The organism is Micromonospora sp. AB353 (assembly GCF_049538395.1).
Taxonomy (GTDB): Bacteria; Actinomycetota; Actinomycetes; order Mycobacteriales; family Micromonosporaceae; genus Micromonospora; species Micromonospora aurantiaca.
This window is the reverse complement of the sequence record NZ_JBMVFV010000006.1, coordinates 135,623-151,084: the sequence shown is the minus strand read 5'-3', so window position 1 is coordinate 151,084 and position 15,462 is coordinate 135,623. Positions and strand designations below refer to the sequence as shown.

Sequence of the window (15,462 nt, the reverse complement as noted above, 5' to 3'; positions counted from 1 at the left end):
CTGACATTCCCCCTGTCCTCACCTGGAGTCGCAATGACGATCCGGCACACGCGACGGGTGTTCCTTACCGCCGCCACCTCGGTGGCGGTCGCTCTGGCCGCCACGGCCTGTGGCAGCCCGCAGGACACCGCATCCGGCGGCGGCGACGCCGCCCCGGTCAAGGTCGGTCTGGTCTACTCCCAGTCCGGGCCGCTCGCCAGCTACGGCAAGCAGTACATCGAGGGGTTCAAGGCGGGCCTCGACTTCGCCACCAAGGGCACCGGCAAGGTCGGTGACCGCACGATCGAGGTGACCGAGGCCGACGACGCGGGCGACCCGGCCAAGGCCGTGTCCGCCGCGAAGGACCTGATCGGCAAGGGTACGAAGATCATCGCCGGCTCCACCTCCTCCGGGGTGGCGCTCCAGGTCGCGCCGATCGCCGCGCAGAACAAGGTGCTGTTCATCTCCGGCCCGGCCGCCACCGACGCGGTGACCGGCGCGAACAAGTACACGTTCCGCTCCGGCCGGCAGTCGTGGCAGGACGTGGTGACCGCCCGGTCGTTCATCGGCGACGCGGGCGGCAAGAAGGTCGTGGTGTTCGCGCAGGACGGCGCGTTCGGCGACGCCAACGAGGCCGCCGTCAAGGCCGTCATCGGCGGCGCGGGCGCGAACGTCAGCAGCGTCCGGGCCCCGGCCAGTGCCACCGAGTTCACGCCGTTCGCCAGCCAGATCAAGGCCGCCAAGCCGGACCTGCTCTTCGTCGCCTGGGCCGGCACCACCGCCGGCGCCATGTGGCAGACGCTCGACCAGCAGGGCGTCCTCGCCTCCACCACTGTCGTCACCGGCCTGGACATCCGCGCCTCGTGGCCGACGTTCGGCGCGGCGGGCAGCAAGATCTCGTTCCTGTCGCACTACTTCGACGGCGCGAGCGACACCGAGGCCGCCAAGGCCGCGAAGGCGAAGGTGCCCGGTGGCACGCTCGACCTGTTCCACCCGGACGGGTTCGCCGCCGCGCAGATGGTCGTCCGCGCCGTGCAGGAGGGCGGCGACGACGTGGAGAAGATGGTCAAGGCACTGGAGGGCTGGGAGTTCGAGGGCGTCAAGGGCACCATGAAGATCCGCGCCGAGGACCACGCCCTGCTCCAGCCGATGTACCAGGCGAAGCTCTCCGGCAGCGGCACCGCCTTCACGGCGACCGCGCAGAAGTCGCTCACCGGTGACGAGAGCGCGCCGCCGGTCGCGCAGATGAAGGGCTGACCGGTGCTCGCCACCCGCGGTCTGACCTGGCGGATCGGTGAGGTCGCCATCGTCGACTCCGTCTACCTCGATCTGGCGCCGGGGGAGTTCCTCGGCGTGATCGGGCCCAACGGCGCCGGCAAGACCTCCCTGTTCAACCTGATCACCGGCCTGCGCCGGCCCACCGAGGGCACGGTCCTGCTGGACGGCGCGGACATCACCGCGCTTCCGCCGCACCGGCGTGCCCGGCTCGGACTGGGGCGTACCTTCCAGGCGTCCTCGGTCTTCGGCTCGCTGAGCGTGCGGGAGAACGTCCGGCTCGCCGTACAGGCACACCGGGGTGGCTCGATGAAGCTGTGGCGGCGGGCGGCGGCCGACCGGGAGGTGGCCGCCGCCGCCGACGCGGCGCTCGACCGGGTCGGCCTGCACCACAGGGGTACGGCGCTCGCCGGCACCCTCGCCCACGGCGAGAAGCGCAAGCTGGAGATCGCCCTGCTGCTCGCCGGTGAACCCCGGGTGATGCTGCTGGACGAGCCGATGGCCGGGGTGAGCGCCGAGGACGTACCCGAGCTGGTCAGCGTGATCAAGTCGTTGACCGGCGACAGCGGCCGGGCGGTGCTCATGGTGGAACACCACATGGACGTGATCCTGGAACTGGCCGACCGGATCGCCGTGATGCACCACGGCGCGCTGCTGGCGTGCGACACCCCGGACACGGTGATGGCGAACGCCACCGTGCAGGAGGCGTACCTGGGGGAGGCCCTCTGATGGTGGAACCTGTCCTGTCCGTGGCGGACCTGTCCGTGCGGATCGCCGGACTGCACATCCTCCAGGGGGTGTCGTTCGAGGTCGCGCCCACCGGCGTCACGGTGCTGCTCGGGCGCAACGGCGTCGGCAAGACCACCACGTTGCGCGCGATCGTCGGGTTGACGCCGCGCGGCGGCGAGGTGCGCGGCAGCGTACGCATGGGGGCGCGCAGCCTGCTCGCCCGCCCGACCCACCGGCTGGTCCGCGACGGCCTCGGCTACGTGCCGGAGGACCGCTGCGTCTTCGCCGCGCTCACCGTCGCGGAGAACCTGCGGCTGGCGGAACGGCGGGGCGTCACGCCCGCGTACGACAAGGTGTTCTCGCTTTTTCCGGAGCTGGAGCGGCGCGGACGGCAACGGGCCGGCTCGCTGTCCGGCGGGCAGCAGCAGATGCTCGCGATCGGCCGGGTGCTGCTCAACGACAACCGGCTGCTGCTGGTCGACGAGCCGACGAAGGGGCTGGCGCCGAAGGTGGTGACCGAGGTGGCCGAGGTGCTGGAACGGGTGGCGGAATCCGTGCCGGTGCTGCTGGTCGAGCAGAACCTGGCGGTGGTACGGCGGCTGGCGACCGACGCGGTGGTGCTCTCCGCCGGCAAGGTCGCCTGGACCGGCGACGCCCGGGAGTTGCTGCTGGAGACGGCGCTGACGAAGTCGTTGCTCGGTGTGGGTTCCGGCTCCGGGGAGGTGCACGCGTGAACACCGTGGTCCTGCTGACGCTGACCGGGCTGGGCCTGGCGGCGCTGTACTTCCTCGTCGCCTCCGGCCTGTCCCTCGTGTTCGGCCTCGCCGACGTGCTCAACTTCGCGCACGGGCTGTTCCTCGGCGTGGGCGCGTACGCGACCTGGTGGGCGGCGGGCAACCTGCCCGGCGCCGGCCCGGACGGGTTCGGCTTCGTGCTCGCCGTCGTCTGCGGTGTGCTGGCCGGTTCGCTCGTCGCGGTGCTGGTGGAGCTGGTGCTGATCCGGCCGCTCTACTCCCGCACCATCGAACAGGTGCTCGTCACCGTCGGCCTGTCGCTGGCCGGGGTGGCGCTGCTCCAGGCGACCTGGGGTGCGGACCCGCGGCCGTTCCCGCGTCCGGACTGGAGCCGGGGCGTCACATCGGTGCTCGGCGCGCAGGTGCCGAACGCCGGGCTGCTGCTGATCGTCGCCGCCGCCGTGGTGCTCGGCGCGCTGCTGGCGTTCCTGCGCTGGACCCGGTACGGCCTGATCATCCGAGCCGGCGTGGAGAACCGGGAGATGGTGACGGCGCTCGGCATCGACGTGCGCAAGGCGTTCACGCTGGTCTTCGCGATCGGCGGGGCCGCCGCCGCGCTGGCCGGCGCGCTCGGTGGCGTCTACTTCGGCACCGTCTCGCCGGGCCAGGGCGGCTCACTGCTGATCTTCGCCTTCATCGTGGTGGTGATCGGCGGAATGGGCTCGGTGGTCGGGTCCGCGTACGCGGCGGTCGCGGTGGGGCTGCTGCAACAGTTCGTCAACTACTACGGCACATCCGGCCTGGGTGACCTGTGCGTGGTCGGTCTGCTCGCCGTGGTGCTGCTGCTGCGTCCGCAGGGCCTGGCCGGAAAGGTGGCTCACGTATGACCAACTCGGTGGTCGACGCGCCTCCGGCGCAGGTGCCCGACGAACTGACCCCCGGGCGTTCCCGCTGGCACGGCCTGCGTCCGTACCTGCCGTTGGTGGCCCTGGCGGTGGCGGCCGTGCTGCCGTACTCCACGCTGAACCTGCCCGGGATCTTCGAGGGGCCGCTCAACTCGCCGGGGACGCTGCAACTGCTCGCCATCTGCCTGGTGTTCGGCGGGCTCGCGGCCGGCTACGACCTGCTGTTCGGGCGTACCGGGATGCTCTCCTTCGGCCACGCCCTCTACTTCGCCGCCGGCGTGTACGGCACCGACATCCTGGTCACCAAGGCCGGGCTGCCGCTGTGGCAGGCCGCCGTGCTCACGGTGATCGGCGGGACCACGCTCGCCGCGCTGCTCGGCGCGGTGGCCCTGCGGACGGTGGGCATCGCGTTCGCCATGGTGACGCTGGCGTTCGCACAGGTCGGGGCGATCCTGGTGGCCCGCGACTTCGGCGGCCTCACCGGCGGCGAGGAGGGCCTGCCGCTGGACGTGTCGGGGCTGCCGGCTGCCCTGGTGGGCGTCACCAACACGGTGAACCTCTACTGGCTGGCGCTGGCGTACCTGGCCATCGTGGTCCTCGTGGTGCACCGGGTCAGTGCCTCGCCGACCGGGCGGGTGCTGGCCGGGCTGCGCGACGACGAGCGGCGCATCGGGGTGCTCGGGCTCGACCCGTACCGGTTCAAGCTGGTGGCGTTCACGCTGGCCGGCGGTCTCGCGTCGGCCGGTGGGGTGGTCTACGTGCTGATCGTCGGCGGCGCCAGCCCGCACATCACGTCGTCGGAGCTGACGCTGTCGCTGCTGGTCATGGTGGTGCTCGGCGGCCCCGGTACGCGGTGGGGCCCGGTGCTGGGCGGCGTCCTCTACATGTACCTGGACCACCGGCTCACCGCGTTCGGCAGCAGCGACGCGGTGAACAGCCTGCCCGCGTTCCTCAGCCACCCGCTGAGCCAGCCCCTGTTCGTCCTGGGCACGGTGTTCATCCTGGCCGTCTACTTCTTCCCCGGCGGCCTGGCCAGTCTCCGCTCCCGCGTAACCCCCGTCCTGACCGCCCTCCGCCGCTCCCGCTGACCTCCGGCCCACGCCCCGGTCGATCCTGAAGTTAACGGCACGACACGCCGTGTCCGGCCGCGCTAACTTCATGATCGACCGGGGCAAGGTCGGGGGCGGCGGCCCCCCGTGTGGCCACCGCCCCTCGCGCTCACGTCGTGGTCAGCCGTTGAGCATCTCGTACGCCGACGCCGGCGCCTTCTGCACCTGCGAGCCCGTCGGCGCGCTGATCTTCGGCGCCTTGCCGAAGTCGTAGTACTTGGCGACCACCTTCATCGCCTTCTGCTTGCCCGCGGCCGGCAGCTCCAGGGTCAGCGAGGTGAGGTTCCCGTCCGGCCCGACCACAGCGGTGAACGGCACCTTCTTCGCCGCGTCACCGAGCGCGGCCACGTCCACCGTGGTGAAGCTCTCGCGGATGTCGGCGTTCGCGGTCAGGTCGGCGAACCCGGCGTACGTGCCGTCGCCCCGGTCCTCGACCGTCTCCGCGGTCCGGATGACGGCGGCCGTGTTGGCCGGGTCGGCGTTCTGGTAGACCGGTACGCCGGAGGCGTCGTCGAGCTTGGTGCGGTCCAGGAGCATCCAGCGCTTGGGCAGCTTCATCATGTCCTGCAGGCCGGCCATACCGGTGATCTTGACCCGCATCCAGATGTCCTCCTCGATCACGCGGAAGGTCATCCCCATGGTGAACTCGGGGTCCTTGCTCTTCTCCGACATGGACAGATCGAGGCCGCGCGTCGCCGGGTCGACCACCCCGTCGAACTTGTCCGCGCCCTCGATGGTGGAGAACCGGAAGGCCGGGTCCTTCTCGTCCGGCACGGCGGCCAGCAGCGTGGCCTTCGGGTCGGCCGACGGGCTCGGCGCCGGCCCGGCGCTCTCGGCGGCGTCCCCGGTCCCGCACCCGGCGGACAGGGCGGCGGTGGCCAGCACGGCCGTCGCGAGAGCCGCGATCCGCCGAAGGCTGCCGGCGGAACCGTTTCGCTGCGTCATGGTGTTCGACTCACTTTCCCAGGTGATTGTTGCCGGGTAAGTATCGTCAGACGTCACGGCGGTCTCGCTGCCGATATGCTGCCGTCCGACTGCCGTCGGCCACAGTGGGCCACGGCAGCCGACACGGGGGCGGAAACTCGCATGTCAGAGGCGCTGCGCTTCGAACTCCTCGGCCCGCAGCGGGCCTGGTACGCCGACCGTCAGATCGATCTGGGCCCGGCCAAGCAGCGGGCCGTACTGGCTGTGCTGCTGCTCGCCGCCGGCCGTCCCGTGCCGAGCGGGCAGATCGTCGAGGCGGTCTGGCCGGACGAGGCACCCGTGAACGGCCCCAACGTGGTGCAGAAGCACGTGGCCGGTCTGCGCCGGGTGCTGGAACCGGACCGGTCTCCACGTACCCCGGCCCGGGTGCTCACCCTCACCGACGCCGGCTACCTGCTGCACGTGCCGCCCGAGGCGGTGGACGCGGTGCGCTTCGAGCGCGGCGTGCGGCGTGCGCGGTCGGCACAGGTCGCCGGGCGTACGGAGGAGGCGCTCGCCGAGGTGAGCGCCGCGCTGGAGCTGTGGCAGGGGGAGCCGTTCACCGGGTTCGCCGGTCCGTACTTCGACGCGGCCCGGCACCGGCTGGTGGAGATGCGCGCGGTCGCCCTGGAGACGCGTGTCGACCTGGAGCTGGCCGACGGCCGGCACGGCGAGCTGGTCGGCCGGCTGGTCGAGCTGGTCGCCGAGTTCCCGGTCCGGGAACGGCTGCGCCACCAGCTCATGCTGGCGCTGCACCGCAGTGGACGGCAGGCCGAGGCGCTGGCCGCCTACCGTGACTACGCCGGGCTGCTCCGCGACGAGTACGGCATCGAACCGGGCGAGCCGCTCCAGGATCTGCACCGGCGCATCCTGCGCGCCGACCCGGATCTCCTGGCGCAGGCGCCGCGTCGTCCGGCCGGACCCGGCGAGAGGTGGGCGGGCGGCCCGGAGCCGTTTCGGGCCCCCGCCGACGCACCGGCCCGGCCGCTGCCCACCGGCCCGACCGAGAGCCCGCTTCCGCCAACGACGCCGCCCCAGCCCACGGCTCCGGCCCAGCCGACGGCTCCGGCCCAGCCCACGGCTCCGGCCCAGCCCACGGTTTCGGCGCAGCTCACCGTTCCGGTGCAGGTCACCGTCTCGGCGCAGCCGGGTGGTCCGTTTCCGCCGCCACCGCCCGGTGAGTCGCCGACCGGCGTGCCGCCCTGGGTCTCGCCCCCTGCCGCGCCGCTGATCGGTCCCGTGCCGCCGTCCCGGCGTCCATCCGGTGTGCCCGGCTGGTTGAGCGTCGTCGCGACCGTGGGCGGCGCGCTCGTCGCCCTGCTCTCGTTCGGCATGCTCACGTGGCTGGTGGTGCTGCTCTACGGGGTCTGGCGCCGGGGCTGGGGCAGCGTCGTCGCCGCGATCTACTACCTGACGGTGGCCGTGACGTTCGCGGTGGTCGTCGGCGGCAGTGAGACCGAGGAGGTCAGCGGAACCGAGGGCGCGGTGATCCTGATCTGGCTGACCACCTGGGTGGTGGGCGTCCCGCACGTGGTGCTGCTCAACGGCCGGCTGCTCGCCTGGCTGCGCGGTCTCTGGCGGGGCCGGCCGTACGCCGATCGCAACCGGCTGCGCCGGGAGTACGCCCGTTACCTGCTCTACCAGTACCCGTCGGCCCGGGACGACCTGCGCATCGGGCGTCCCGACCTACCCCGCGCGTACGACGACGGCGGACTGGTGGACGTCAACTCGGTGCCGGACCAGGTGATCGCCGGGCTGCCGGGACTGACCCGGTCGCAGGCGCAGCACGTGGTGGTCGACCGGCGGATGCGCGGCCCGTACACGTCGATGGAGGAACTGGCCTCGCGGTGCCTGCTGCCGGCGGCGGCGACTGACGCGCTGCGCGAGCTGCTGATCTTCCTGCCACCCGCACCGACGCCCACGCCCGCGTCCACGTCGCCGTCCGGCCCGCCGGAGTCGTCCGCCCTCCCTGGTAGAAATGCCGGATGAGCCAGGATCGGATGGCCGTCCGGGAGCGTGCCGAGGCGGTGCTGCGGCGGCTGGCGGGCGACCACGCCCGGCTGCGCGAGGACCAGTGGCGGGCGATCGAGGCGCTGGTGGTCGACCGGCGGCGGGTGCTCTGCGTGCAGCGCACCGGCTGGGGCAAGTCGGCCGTCTACTTCGTGGCCACCGCGCTGCTGCGTGAGGGGAACCAGCATGGGCCGACGGTGATCGTCTCGCCGCTGCTGGCGTTGATGCGTAACCAGGTCGAGTCCGCCGCCCGGGCCGGCATCCGGGCCCGCACCATCAACTCGGCGAACCTGGACGAGTGGGACGAGATCACCGCCGAGATCCACGCCGGTGCCGTCGACGTGCTGCTGATCAGCCCGGAGCGGCTGAACAACCCGGACTTCCGCGACGGCGTACTGCCGAAGCTCGCCGCCACCACCGGGCTGCTCGTGGTCGACGAGGCGCACTGCGTCTCCGACTGGGGGCACGACTTCCGGCCGGACTACCGGCGGCTGCGCACGTTCCTGGCCAACCTGCCCGAGCACACGCCGGTGCTCGCCACCACCGCCACCGCCAACGCCCGGGTCACGCAGGACGTGGCCGAGCAGCTCGGCGACGCCCTGGTGCTGCGCGGCACGCTGGACCGGGAGTCGCTGCGCCTCGGCGTCCTCGATCTGCCGAGCCCGGCCCACCGCCTGGCCTGGCTGGCCGACCACCTGGACCGGCTCCCCGGCTCGGGCATCGTCTACACGCTCACCGTCGCGGCGGCCACCGAGACGGCCGACTTCCTGCGCGGCCGGGGCTGGTCGGTCGCCTCCTACACCGGCCAGGCCGAGGACGCCGACCGGCGGGCCGCCGAACAGGACCTGCTGGACAACAAGATCAAGGCGCTGGTCGCCACCAGCGCGCTCGGCATGGGCTTCGACAAGCCCGACCTGGGGTTCGTCGTGCACCTGGGCGCGCCGCCCTCGCCGATCGCCTACTACCAGCAGGTCGGCCGCGCCGGCCGGGCCGTCGAGCACGCCGAGGTGCTGCTGCTGCCGGGCGTGGAGGACGCGGCGATCTGGCGATACTTCGCCTCGCTCGCCTTCCCGCCCGAGGAGCAGGTCCGCGCCGTGCTCGCCGCGCTGGACACCGAACGGCCGATCTCCACCCAGGCCCTCGAACCGGTGGTCGACCTGCGCCGGGCCCGGCTGGAGCTGATGCTCAAGGTGCTCGACGTGGACGGCGCGGTCCGCCGGGTACGCGGCGGCTGGCTCGCCACCGGCGAGCCCTGGGTCTACGACGAGGCCCGGTTGCGGCGCGTCGCCGACGCGCGCGCCGCCGAGCAGCGGGCCATGCGGGAGTACGCCTCGACGTCCGGCTGCCGGATGCGCTACCTGCGGGAAGGGCTGGACGACACCGGGGCGGCCGACTGCGGGCGGTGCGACAACTGCGCCGGCCCGCTGTTCGACGCCGCCGTCACCGACCAGGCGCTGACCGCCGCGCAGACGTTCCTCGGGCGCCCCGGCGTGCCGATCCCGCCCAAGAAGCTCTGGCCGACCGGGTTGGAGTCGGTCGGCGTACCCCTGAAGGGCCGCATCACCCCGGCGGAGCAGGCGCTTCCCGGCCGGGCCGTGGGGCGCCTGTCCGACCTGGGGTGGGGCGGGCGGCTGCGCGGGCTGGTCGGGCCGGAGGCGCCGGACGGCACGGTGCCCGACGACGTGGTGGCCGCCGTGGTCGAGGTGCTGAAGGCGTGGGCGCACGGCGACGACCCGTGGCCCCGGCGGCCGGCGGGTGTGGTCGTGGTCGGCTCCCGGACGCGCCCGCTGCTGGTCGGCTCGCTGGCCGAGCGGATCGCCGCCGTGGGCCGGCTGCCGCTGCTCGGCCACGTCGTCCCGGCCGGGCCTGGCGGTGGCGGGCCGCGCGGCAACAGCGCCCAGCGGGTACGCGCGCTGCACGACGCCTTCCACCTGCCCGGCGATCTGGCCGGCGCGCTGGCGGGGCTGGACGGGCCGGTGCTGCTGGTGGACGACCTGGTCGACTCGGGCTGGACGATGGGCATGGTGGCGCGGCTGCTGCGCCGGGCCGGCGCGCCGGACGTGCTGCCGCTGGCGCTCGCGGTGGCCGGCTGACCCGTCCCCCGGCCTGCGCGAAAAGTTCCCGGGCCGGGCGGAATGCGAGCGTCACCACCGTCGGTGGACCGTCGTCGGGCCCGCACCCGGGCGGCGGTACCGTGGGGTCATGACCGAGCAGCGACCCGTCGTCCAGACGTACACCGTGACCGGGATGACCTGCGGACACTGCGTCAAGGCGGTGACCGAGGAGCTGTCCGCGCTGCCCGGCGTCGACGAGGTCCGGATCGATCTGACGAGCGGCACCGCCACTGTCACCAGCGCGGCGCCGCTGCCCGTCGAGTCCGTGCGTGCCGCTGTGGACGAGGCGGGTTACGAGCTGGTCGGCGGCGGTGCCTGAGTCGCCGTCCGTCACGTCCGGCACCGGCGTCGTCCCCGACGACTCCGAGGCCGGTTCCGGCGCTCCCGCGGCGCGGTCCGTGGACGCGGCGCTGTCCGGGAACGGCGCGAGTGGTTCGGCCGGGGCGGCCGGGCCCGTCGCCGTCGACCGGGAGACGCTGCGGCTGGCCCTGGTGGTGGGCGGCCTTGTGCTCGCCGTCCTGCTCGGCTTCGGCCTCGGGCGGATGAACGCGCCGGCCGGCGCGGCCCGGCCCGCCGGCGCCACGGCCGGGGTCGCCACGGGCGGATCAGACGGCGGCACGCACGCCCACTCACCCGGCACCGGCGCGCACACGCACGACGGCGCCACAGTCACCCAGGGCGGCGGCGACGGCGCGACCGGGTTGTCGATCACCTCGGCCGGCTACACGCTGGTGCCGTCGACCGAGCTGGTCGCGGGCCGCGCCGGTGAGCTGCGCTTCCAGATCCGGGACGACCAGCGCCGGGCGGTCACCCGGTTCGCCGTCGTGCACGACAAGCCGATGCACGTGATCATGGTCCGGCGTGACCTCAGCGGCTACCGGCACCTGCACCCGACGATGGCCGCCGACGGCACCTGGTCGGTGCCGATCACGGCGCCGGACGCGGGCCCCTGGCGGATGTACGCGGACTTCACCGCGGTCGCCGACGACGGCCGTCAGGTCGCCGTGGTGCTCGGCGCCGATCTGACCGCGTCCGGCGCGTACCGGCCCCGGCCGCTGCCCGCCGCCGCCACGTCGGCCACCGTCGACGGATTCACCGCCGGGTACGCGGGCACGCCGGAGGTGGGGAAGTCGGTGCCGCTGCGGTTCCGGGTCACCGGCGCGGACGGCGCGGCGGCGGCGCTGGAGCCGTACCTCGGGGCGTACGGGCACCTGGTGGCGTTGCGCGAGGGCGACCTGGGTTACCTGCACGTGCACCCGGAGCCGGTGCGCGACGGCGACGACGTGACGTTCTGGCTGACCGCGCCAGGGCCGGGTAGCTACCGGATGTTTCTGGACTTCCAGGTGGGCGGCGTGGTGCGGACCGCCGAGTTCACGCTGACGGTGCCCTGAGCCCCGTCGCCCGTCCGGCGCTCAGCCGGCCCGGCGGATCGGTCGGCGGGCCAGGTAGCGGAGCAGGTCGCGGATGTGGTGCTTCTCCTCGGCGGGCACGTTCGGGTCGGCGAGCCGATCCAGGATGACGCGCACGTCGGCCTCCACCGGGCCGTCCTCGGCACCCCGGCGGCGGGGCACCGGCCCGGCGTCGGGCAGGCCCAGCGCGCGGAACGCCGCAGCCACGGGCAGGTCGAGGGCGGCGCAGAAGCCGCGGACCTTCGCGAGTTCGGGGTAGTCCTGCCAGTCGCCGGCCAGCCAGCGGAACACAGTGGAACGGCCGACACCGGTGTGGGTGGCGAGGTCGGTCACCGTCCAGCCGCGCTCCTCGCGTGCGGCGTCGATGGCCCGGCGTACGAAGCGCGCGAAGGCCATCTGTGGCGAAACGTCTGCGGAACCCATCCCTGGTGGATCTGTCCCCCTCCTCCGGTGGCCCGGCTCGCGTATCGAGCCTAGTACGCCGGGCCGGAGAAGTAACTGACTGATCGGTCCGGAGGGCTGAACGGCGGGATCGATCAAATGCGGAAGCACGGTTCGGGCAATCCGGTTCGGGTAAGAGGGCTGGAACCCCAGTACCGAACGGAGGAGAAGCATGGCCGAGCCGGATCGTCCCGTACCGCATCGCCCCGGCGCGGTGAGCCTCTTCTTCGTGGCCAAGGCCGCGTTGTTCGCTCTCGGCTTCTGGATCTGGCTGCTGGTGCTGGCGGTACGCGGAGGCGAGGCGACCGGGGTGCACCTGATCGCCGCGACCGGCGCCATCTGCACCACGCTGGTCTCGGTGGTGCTGGGAACGCGGATGGCGTTGCAGCGCGACGCCGCCCTCCGGCACGCCGAGCTGAAGCGGATGCTCGTGGACATCTCGTGGAACGCCTTCGCCGCCGCCGGCAACGCCGAGCAGCCCGGGAAGGTGGTGCCGTTCCCGAGCGCGTCGTACGACGGCGAGCGGGCATCGAACCGCGGTGAGCGGGTGTCGGTGCTGGACCGGGGCGACCGCAACCGGGGCGAGCGCGGGCGGTAGGACCGCCGCGCTCGGCGCTCCTCAGCGCGCCTCGGCTCAGCGCTCCTCGGCCAGCAACGTCTTTAGCCGGGGCGTGACACCCCACTGGCCGACCAGCTCGCGATACTCGGCGCGCTGCCCGTCGGTGGGCGCGTCCGCCGTCCGCCGTGCCCGGATGAGCAGGTTGCGCGGCGTGTGCTGGGAGTCGACGAACTCCACCACCTCGGCGCGGTAGCCGTGCAGGCGCAGCAGTGCGGCCCGCAGCGAGTCGGTGAGCACGTCGGCGAACCGCTCCCGCAGGATGCCCTGGCGGGTCAGCAGTTCGTACGGCGCGGGTGCCTGACCGGCCCGGAGCTGGGCGGCCAGATCGTGGTGGCAGCAGGGCGCGGCGAGCACCCAGCGGGCGCCCCAGCGCACCGCCCGGGCCAGCGCCTCGTCGGTGGCGGTGTCGCAGGCGTGCAGCGCCAGCACGAGGTCGGGCGCCGGGTCGACGGGCGCCTCAGCGATGGTGCCGGCCACGAACCCGACCCGGTCGGCCCAGCCCAGCCGCTCGGCCAGTTCGGTGTTGCGCCGGCGCTGGTCCTCGCGCACGTCCACGCCGACGAGCGTCACGTCCAGGCCGCGCTGCACGAGATAGCGGTAGGCGGCGAAGGTCAGGTACGCGTTGCCGCAGCCCAGGTCCACCACCCGCAGCGGGCCGGTGAGGTCGTCGGGCAGCGTGGCCGCCAGTGCGCGCAGGAACGCGTCGACCTGGCGGCGCTTGGCGGCCGAGCCGCCGATCTCCCGGAACAGGGGATCACCGGGGTCGAGCAGCCACTCCTTGGCCCGGTCGTGCCCGCCCGGCTCGGCGGCCGGGCGGCTGGCCGCCGCGCGGTGCACCTGCGCCTCGCCGGACTTGGTCACCCGGAGCTGGAGCGTCGCGTCGGCTGTCTCGACGTGCCAGTTGCCGAACGGCTCGGCGAGCAGTTCGTCTACCGCCGCGCCGGCCTCCGTACCGGGTGCCACGTTGCGGGTGTGCGGCCGTGATCCGTCGGAGACGGCGATCTGCAACCGGGGGCCGGCCTTCAGCGTGACCGGGCGCAGCTCCGCGCGTACCACCGAGGGACGCTGCCCGCGACGGCGCCCGGCGGCGACCGCGCGGGTCAGCCCCGGCGCGAGCAGCAGTGCCCGCACCTCGGCGAGCGCCGAGTCCAGCGCTTCCGGCATCAGTACCTACCTTTCCTGGCCGCCACCGCCGTCCGCCCGGGGACGCCCGGGCCCGGTCGATCATGAAGTTGACGGCGCGACACGCCGTGCGCGCCGCCGCCAACTTCATGATCGTCGCAGTGAGGGGAGTGAGGGGAGTGAGGGGAGTGAGGGAGTGAGGGGAGTGAGGGAGTGGGAGGGGCGGGGATGGGGACGGCCTCCGGGACCGGGGTCCGGGAGGCCGTTTCCGTGGTGTTCGTCAGTCGGCGTTCGACGCCTCGGCGGGCGCGCCGGTGCTGCCGCCGCGGCGACGGCGACGGCGACGCGGCTTGCTCGCGGCCTCGCCCTCCGCGGCCTGCGGTGCGGCGGCGGTCTCGGCCGCGCCCTCGGTGCCGATCACCGCGGTCGGCTCACCGGCCACCGTCTCGCCGGCCCGGCGGCGACGGCGCCGACGCGGCGTACGCGGGGCCTCGTCGTCCCCGGCGTCGGCCTGCGCGGAGGTCGAACCGGCGGACGATCCGCCCTCGCCGCCCCGGCCACGGCCGCGGTCACGATCGCCGCGCTCGCGGCCCCGGCTGTCGCCGCGCCGCGCGCCCCGGCGCGACCGGCCGCCGCCGCCCAGGTCCTCCTCGACCTCGGCGGACAGGCCGGCCCGGGTGCGCTCGGCGGTCGGCAGCGTGCCGCTGACGTCCGTCGGGATGTCCAGGTCCGTGTAGAGGTGCGCGGAGGTGTGGTACGTCTCCGGCGGCTCGGGCATGTCCAGCCCGAGCGTCTTGTCGATGATCCGCCAGCGGGGCATGTCGTCCCAGTCGACGAACGTCACAGCGGAACCCGTGGCCCCGGCCCGGCCGGTACGGCCGATGCGGTGGGTGTAGGTGTCCTGGTCCTCGGGGCAGTCGTAGTTGATCACGTGCGTGACGCCCGTGACGTCGATGCCCCGGGCGGCCACGTCGGTGGCGACCAGCGTGTCGATCTTGCCGGCCCGGAACGCCCGCAGCGCCCGCTCACGCGCGCCCTGGCCGAGGTCGCCGTGCACGGCGGCGACGGCGAACCCGCGGAAGTCGAGGTCCTCGGCGACCCGGTCGGCGGCCCGCTTGGTGCGGGTGAAGATCATGGTCAGCCCGCGGCCCTCGGCCTGGAGGATGCGCGCCACGATCTCGACCTTGTTCAGCGAGTGCGTGCGGTACGCGAGCTGCTTGGTCTGCGGCGACGGACCGGTCTCGGCGGTGTGCCCGGCGTGGATGGTCACCGGCCGGCGCAGGAAGCGCCGGGACAGCGTGACGATCGGGTCCGGCATGGTGGCCGAGAACAGCATGGTCTGCCGGTCCTCCGGCAGCATCGCCAGGATCTTCTCGACGTCGTCCAGGAAGCCCAGGTCGAGCATGCGGTCGGCCTCGTCGAGGACGAGCGCGCGGACCCGGTCGAGCCGCAGGTGCTTCTGCTTCTGCAGGTCCAGCAGGCGGCCCGGGGTGCCGACCAGGATCTCGACGCCCTTGCGGAGCGCCTCGATCTGCGGCTCGTACGCGACGCCGCCGTAGATCGGCAGCACCCGGACACCCCGGGTACGGCCGGCGGCGTCGAGGTCCTTGGCGACCTGGATGCCCAGCTCGCGGGTCGGTACGACGACGAGTGCCTGCGGCACGCCGTCGCTGCCCTCGGACGGGGCGAACACGCGCTCCAGCAGCGGGATGCCGAAGCCGAGCGTCTTGCCGGTGCCGGTCGGCGCCTGCCCGATCAGGTCGACGCCGCGCAGCGCGATCGGCAGCGCGTACTCCTGGATGGCGAAGGCGCGGGTGATGCCGGCGGCGGCCAGCGCCTCGACGGTCTCCTGCCGCGCGCCGAGCGCGGCGAACGTGGGTGCCTCCGGGGGGACCGGGGCGGTGGGGGCCAGTGGCTGGCCGGAAATCTGCTCGCTCATATGGATTTGGGGGTGCCCTCTCGTGGTGCGCCCCTCAAGTCCTCAGGGCGCGATCGGTATGGCGCGGGCCACGCGGTCAGGGGCGAATTCGCCGAGCCGGACCGGGCCGCACGC

General features: G+C 73.6%; 14 protein-coding genes. 10 read left to right on the top strand and 4 right to left on the bottom strand.

Features of this window, described 5'->3' with window-relative positions; genetic code table 11:
* Positions 1-33 precede the first annotated feature (33 nt).
* Genes ACPCK6_RS05405 through ACPCK6_RS05385 form a run of 5 tightly spaced genes read left to right on the top strand, consistent with a single transcriptional unit; the run spans position 34 to position 4,710 of the window.
* The gene (locus ACPCK6_RS05405) at positions 34-1,236 is read left to right on the top strand and encodes a substrate-binding domain-containing protein (RefSeq protein WP_128136766.1); all 1,203 of its coding nucleotides are present in this window, start codon (positions 34-36) and stop codon (positions 1,234-1,236) included.
* A gap of 3 nt (positions 1,237-1,239) precedes the next feature.
* Positions 1,240-1,983 carry an ABC transporter ATP-binding protein gene (locus ACPCK6_RS05400; protein ID WP_013288706.1) on the top strand — a complete coding sequence of 248 codons (744 nt, stop codon included), beginning with the start codon at positions 1,240-1,242 and terminating at the stop codon, positions 1,981-1,983.
* Positions 1,983-2,717 carry an ABC transporter ATP-binding protein gene (locus ACPCK6_RS05395; protein WP_423480485.1) on the top strand — a complete coding sequence of 245 codons (735 nt, stop codon included), beginning with the start codon at positions 1,983-1,985 and terminating at the stop codon, positions 2,715-2,717. Before ACPCK6_RS05400 ends, ACPCK6_RS05395 begins: the two co-directional genes overlap by 1 nt.
* Positions 2,714-3,604 carry a branched-chain amino acid ABC transporter permease gene (locus tag ACPCK6_RS05390; protein ID WP_423480484.1) on the top strand — a complete coding sequence of 297 codons (891 nt, stop codon included), beginning with the start codon at positions 2,714-2,716 and terminating at the stop codon, positions 3,602-3,604. Before ACPCK6_RS05395 ends, ACPCK6_RS05390 begins: the two co-directional genes overlap by 4 nt.
* A complete protein-coding gene (locus ACPCK6_RS05385; protein WP_423480483.1) occupies positions 3,601-4,710 on the top strand; it encodes a branched-chain amino acid ABC transporter permease in 1,110 nt (369 codons plus the stop codon). Before ACPCK6_RS05390 ends, ACPCK6_RS05385 begins: the two co-directional genes overlap by 4 nt.
* Before the next feature lie 141 nt (positions 4,711-4,851).
* Here the strand turns inward: ACPCK6_RS05385 and ACPCK6_RS05380 are convergent, their stop codons facing one another.
* A complete protein-coding gene (locus ACPCK6_RS05380; RefSeq protein WP_396881058.1) occupies positions 4,852-5,676 on the bottom strand; it encodes a hypothetical protein in 825 nt (274 codons plus the stop codon).
* 141 nt (positions 5,677-5,817) lie between these two features.
* Here ACPCK6_RS05380 and ACPCK6_RS05375 point away from each other — a divergent pair, with 141 nt between their 5' ends.
* From ACPCK6_RS05375 to ACPCK6_RS05360, 4 genes are all read left to right on the top strand, one after another.
* Positions 5,818-7,683, top strand: a complete 1,866-nt coding sequence (locus ACPCK6_RS05375) for an AfsR/SARP family transcriptional regulator (RefSeq protein ID WP_423480482.1) — start codon at positions 5,818-5,820, stop codon at positions 7,681-7,683.
* Positions 7,680-9,797: a RecQ family ATP-dependent DNA helicase gene (locus ACPCK6_RS05370; protein ID WP_396881060.1), complete on the top strand. Its 2,118-nt coding sequence runs from the start codon at positions 7,680-7,682 to the stop codon at positions 9,795-9,797. Before ACPCK6_RS05375 ends, ACPCK6_RS05370 begins: the two co-directional genes overlap by 4 nt.
* 109 nt (positions 9,798-9,906) lie before the next feature.
* Positions 9,907-10,137, top strand: a complete 231-nt coding sequence (locus ACPCK6_RS05365) for a heavy-metal-associated domain-containing protein (RefSeq protein ID WP_013288699.1) — start codon at positions 9,907-9,909, stop codon at positions 10,135-10,137.
* Positions 10,130-11,209, top strand: a complete 1,080-nt coding sequence (locus tag ACPCK6_RS05360) for a DUF8832 domain-containing protein (protein WP_423480481.1) — start codon at positions 10,130-10,132, stop codon at positions 11,207-11,209. Before ACPCK6_RS05365 ends, ACPCK6_RS05360 begins: the two co-directional genes overlap by 8 nt.
* Positions 11,210-11,230: 21 nt before the next feature.
* On the opposite strand, the gene ACPCK6_RS05355 is transcribed toward ACPCK6_RS05360, so the two are convergent.
* Positions 11,231-11,650, bottom strand: a complete 420-nt coding sequence (locus ACPCK6_RS05355; RefSeq protein WP_396881062.1) for a helix-turn-helix domain-containing protein — start codon at positions 11,648-11,650, stop codon at positions 11,231-11,233.
* 190 nt (positions 11,651-11,840) lie between these two features.
* On the opposite strand from ACPCK6_RS05355, the gene ACPCK6_RS05350 reads away from it, so the two are divergent.
* Positions 11,841-12,266, top strand: a complete 426-nt coding sequence (locus ACPCK6_RS05350) for a hypothetical protein (RefSeq protein WP_396881063.1) — start codon at positions 11,841-11,843, stop codon at positions 12,264-12,266.
* 36 nt (positions 12,267-12,302) lie between these two features.
* On the opposite strand, the gene ACPCK6_RS05345 is transcribed toward ACPCK6_RS05350, so the two are convergent.
* A complete protein-coding gene (locus ACPCK6_RS05345; protein WP_423480480.1) occupies positions 12,303-13,451 on the bottom strand; it encodes a class I SAM-dependent methyltransferase in 1,149 nt (382 codons plus the stop codon).
* A 238-nt stretch (positions 13,452-13,689) separates the two neighbouring features.
* Positions 13,690-15,348, bottom strand: coding sequence for a DEAD/DEAH box helicase (locus tag ACPCK6_RS05340; RefSeq protein ID WP_318335776.1), 1,659 nt, complete (start codon positions 15,346-15,348; stop codon positions 13,690-13,692).
* Between the last annotated feature and the right edge of the window lie 114 nt (positions 15,349-15,462).

Bases quoted from the DNA above. Each gene is read 5' to 3' on its own strand.
- ACPCK6_RS05405 (WP_128136766.1), top strand. From the start codon at position 34: ATGACGATCCGGCACACGCGACGGGTGTTCCTTACCGCCGCCACCTCG.
- ACPCK6_RS05395 (WP_423480485.1), top strand. From the start codon at position 1,983: ATGGTGGAACCTGTCCTGTCCGTGGCGGACCTGTCCGTGCGGATCGCC.
- ACPCK6_RS05385 (WP_423480483.1), top strand. From the start codon at position 3,601: ATGACCAACTCGGTGGTCGACGCGCCTCCGGCGCAGGTGCCCGACGAA.
- ACPCK6_RS05380 (WP_396881058.1), bottom strand. From the start codon at position 5,676: ATGACGCAGCGAAACGGTTCCGCCGGCAGCCTTCGGCGGATCGCGGCT.
- ACPCK6_RS05375 (WP_423480482.1), top strand. From the start codon at position 5,818: ATGTCAGAGGCGCTGCGCTTCGAACTCCTCGGCCCGCAGCGGGCCTGG.
- ACPCK6_RS05370 (WP_396881060.1), top strand. From the start codon at position 7,680: ATGAGCCAGGATCGGATGGCCGTCCGGGAGCGTGCCGAGGCGGTGCTG.
- ACPCK6_RS05365 (WP_013288699.1), top strand. From the start codon at position 9,907: ATGACCGAGCAGCGACCCGTCGTCCAGACGTACACCGTGACCGGGATG.
- ACPCK6_RS05355 (WP_396881062.1), bottom strand. From the start codon at position 11,650: ATGGGTTCCGCAGACGTTTCGCCACAGATGGCCTTCGCGCGCTTCGTA.
- ACPCK6_RS05350 (WP_396881063.1), top strand. From the start codon at position 11,841: ATGGCCGAGCCGGATCGTCCCGTACCGCATCGCCCCGGCGCGGTGAGC.
- ACPCK6_RS05345 (WP_423480480.1), bottom strand. From the start codon at position 13,451: ATGCCGGAAGCGCTGGACTCGGCGCTCGCCGAGGTGCGGGCACTGCTG.
- ACPCK6_RS05340 (WP_318335776.1), bottom strand. From the start codon at position 15,348: ATGAGCGAGCAGATTTCCGGCCAGCCACTGGCCCCCACCGCCCCGGTC.